The following is a 709-nucleotide window of genomic DNA, read 5'->3' as shown; positions in this document are numbered from 1 at the left end:
GTAGACTTTGCTTTAAAAAGACCAGAGCTTAGAGAAGGATTTATGGATTTCTTAAAAAGTAAAGCAGATGAATTAAGTTCTGAAGAATTAATGGAAGAAGTAGATGTTACTGCTGAATAGTTTATTTAAGAAAAAATACAGATTACTAAGTAGTCTGTATTTTTTTTGAATGTTATCATATATAGGCTAATACATTATAYGTTATAATTCCTATTAAYCCACCAAAGGTATTTAAAATTATATCGTCTATATCACAATATCTATATGGTATAAAACCTTGAATAAGTTCTACACTTAATGTCATAATAAATACAGCTAAAAATGGTTTAAATGTGTTATTAAACTTAAAACATATAAAAAAGCCAAATGGAACAAATAAAACTATATTTCCTATAACATTTAATATAAAGTCCTTTAATGGGTATTTAAATAGAAAAGTTAGGATTATCTTAAATGGAACTATATTAAATACCTGAAAACCTTCAAATTCATATCCTAATTTTATTGGAAATAATGTAAGTRCTATTATAAAAAATATAGATCCAAAAGATGATAATAAAAATATAGAAAATATAAAAACNGAATAAATATAAAAAATGGTTTTATTTCAACAACATCTAATTTAAATATAAAAWARTTATTATTAAAAATATTAAACCTGAAAATTYTATTACCAATTCAACACCTCTTAATTTATATTAATTTATTA

Annotated in this window: 1 protein-coding gene; it reads right to left on the bottom strand. The window is 21.4% G+C overall.

Annotated elements, in window-relative coordinates:
• Window positions 1–175 precede the first annotated feature (175 nt).
• A complete protein-coding gene (locus G3997_RS11940; RefSeq protein ID WP_442971268.1) occupies window positions 176–526 on the bottom strand; it encodes a VanZ family protein in 351 nt (116 codons plus the stop codon).
• Window positions 527–709 lie beyond the last annotated feature (183 nt).

This window comes from Romboutsia sp. 13368 (assembly GCF_018336475.1).
Taxonomy (GTDB): Bacteria; Bacillota; Clostridia; order Peptostreptococcales; family Peptostreptococcaceae; genus Romboutsia.
The sequence above is the reverse complement of the archived record's forward strand: the minus strand, read 5'-3'. Positions and strand labels throughout refer to the sequence as shown.